Origin of the sequence: Cupriavidus sp. HMR-1 (assembly GCF_000319775.1) — a bacterium.
Lineage (GTDB): Bacteria > Pseudomonadota > Gammaproteobacteria > Burkholderiales > Burkholderiaceae > Cupriavidus > Cupriavidus metallidurans.
Genome location: NZ_ANKP01000010.1, coordinates 1 through 1,976 on the forward strand (window position 1 = coordinate 1; position 1,976 = coordinate 1,976).

The following is a 1,976-nucleotide window of genomic DNA, read 5'->3' on the forward strand; positions in this document are numbered from 1 at the left end:
TGTCGCTCGCCGTGGCCGGCGCCCGCGACGCCGGGGCGGTGAAGCTGCCGCTGCCGGTGATCGAGGACTTCTCCGACCACTTCGGCAAGCCCTCCGAGCATGGCCACGGCCCCGCTCGCGCGTAACGCCCGGCCCCGCGTTGCACCCTCCAAGCCCGGCCCAGCGCCGGGCTTTTGCATGGTGCCCCGCCCCAGGCCTGCGGCGAGGGTCGGGGTGGGACACCGCCGGTGTTCGAGTGCCGGGCGCGAGCCCCGGCGGTTTCCCCAAAGGGTCCTGCGCCCTCCGGTATCATCGCCAGGCACGGCCGGCCCACCGGTCGGCGATGACCAGACACCTTAGCGATACCTGACCACGGGGGCAGCATGGCAACACCGAGCATCAACCAGTTTCTGGACGGCCTGGGCGTGCGCCTCGCTGTCCGTCGCGCGTCCTGGGACGGCATCGACGACACCACCGACACCGTGGTGATGAAGCTCTGGTTCAAGGAGGTGGAGCCCGGGTCCGACGGGATGTCGATCCGCGTGTGGACGCCCGTGCGCTCCGGGAAGGGCAAAGCCCCCATCGGTCGATCGGAGCGCAAGCGCAGCATCGCCCACCTGGAAGCCGGGCGCCCCACCTTCGCCGTCCTGCGGTATGGCCAGGAGGCGGGAGACGCGGATTCGAAGCGCTACGACGGGGAGACCCTGCGCGAGCTGGATGGGATCGATCGCCGGGCCAACGGGGACGTCTACGTGCGCGTGAAGCGCCTGGTCCCGGTGGACGACTTCCTCGCCCGGCCGGACGTCCAGCCGACCCTCACCCGCGATCTGGCGGACATCGACGCCCGCCACCCGAACCCGGACCAGGCCACCACGCGCCAGGCGCTCGTGCAAGCGCGCATGGGCCAGGGTCGCTACCGCGCTGGGCTGCTCGCCCAATGGGGCGGTGCGTGCGCCGTCACCGGGTGCTCGGTTGGTGCCCTCCTCATCGCATCCCACGCGATGGCCTGGGCCGATTCGAACGACGTGCAGCGCCTGGATCCGGCCAACGGGCTTCCTCTGATCGCCAACCTGGACCGCCTGTTCGACAACCACCTGATCGCGTTCGATCCCGCCACCGGGGACATGCTGGTGTCCGACCTCCTGACGCCGAAGGACCGCGCGCTCGTGGGCGTCCCCGCCCCGCTGCGCAAGAAACCAACGAAGCGCCAGGCGGTCTACCTGCGCCACCACCTGGACGAGTTTCGTGCCGCCCAGGAGGATGCGGAGGACTGATCCGCCGTCGACGGCTGGCCACCCTCCGGTGATCGACCGTTCGTGGCCCCAGGCGCTTGACAGGCGCGTTTGACCCGCTAGGTTGAAGGTATGCAAGACGTGCCACGGCACGGCCCCACAACCAGCGAGGAGCCTGACATGCCCGCCCATCTGTTCGACGGTCTCGACGACGTCGGCCTGCTCACGAAGCAGCGTATTCAACAGCTCGCCAAGGCCTACGGGATGCAGCGCATGTTGCGCTCGCCCAAGGGGAACCGGGGCCGCCACCAGGCGGCGCGGGAAAACGAACGGGAGCAGGCCTCGAACCGCCAGGCCTGGCGTCGCGAGGCCCAGGAGAAGCGTTACGGCCAGTGGGCCGCCTGACCGCCCCGCTGGACCGATCTGAAGAGCAAGGGGACGCGACGTTTCAGGGGTGAAGCGTTGCGATTTGAGGGGGCGCCATGCCCCCTCGTTTTCATCTGGAGCCCCGGATTCCAAGCCGTGCCAAGGCACGGGCAAACGTGTTGCCACCAGGGCTTGCGCCCGCTCGAAAAGCCGCTACCCTGGGGTGATCGGACGCGTTCGCGCGCCCGCCACGTACAGTACAGGGGGAGACAGCATGGCCGACCAGCAGAACGCCCGTCCGGGCCTTTTCGGTTCCGTCCAGGAACGCGTGAGCAACCTGTGGGGCCGCGTGCGCGAGTTCCGCGCCGTGGAGACCGCCCGCACCGCGCCGGCGCCCGC

At 70.0% G+C, this 1,976-nt stretch carries 2 protein-coding genes; both read left to right on the forward strand.

What is annotated here, in order from left to right:
• Positions 1–362: 362 nt before the first annotated feature.
• Positions 363–1,253, forward strand: a complete 891-nt coding sequence (locus tag D769_RS00185) for an HNH endonuclease signature motif containing protein (protein WP_008640803.1) — start codon at positions 363–365, stop codon at positions 1,251–1,253.
• A 138-nt stretch (positions 1,254–1,391) separates the two neighbouring features.
• A complete protein-coding gene (locus tag D769_RS00190; protein ID WP_008640804.1) occupies positions 1,392–1,616 on the forward strand; it encodes a hypothetical protein in 225 nt (74 codons plus the stop codon).
• Positions 1,617–1,976: the final 360 nt, after the last annotated feature.

Coding starts and splice junctions, on each gene's coding strand:
- D769_RS00185 (WP_008640803.1), top strand. CDS start 363: ATGGCAACACCGAGCATCAACCAGTTTCTGGACGGCCTGGGCGTGCGC.
- D769_RS00190 (WP_008640804.1), top strand. CDS start 1,392: ATGCCCGCCCATCTGTTCGACGGTCTCGACGACGTCGGCCTGCTCACG.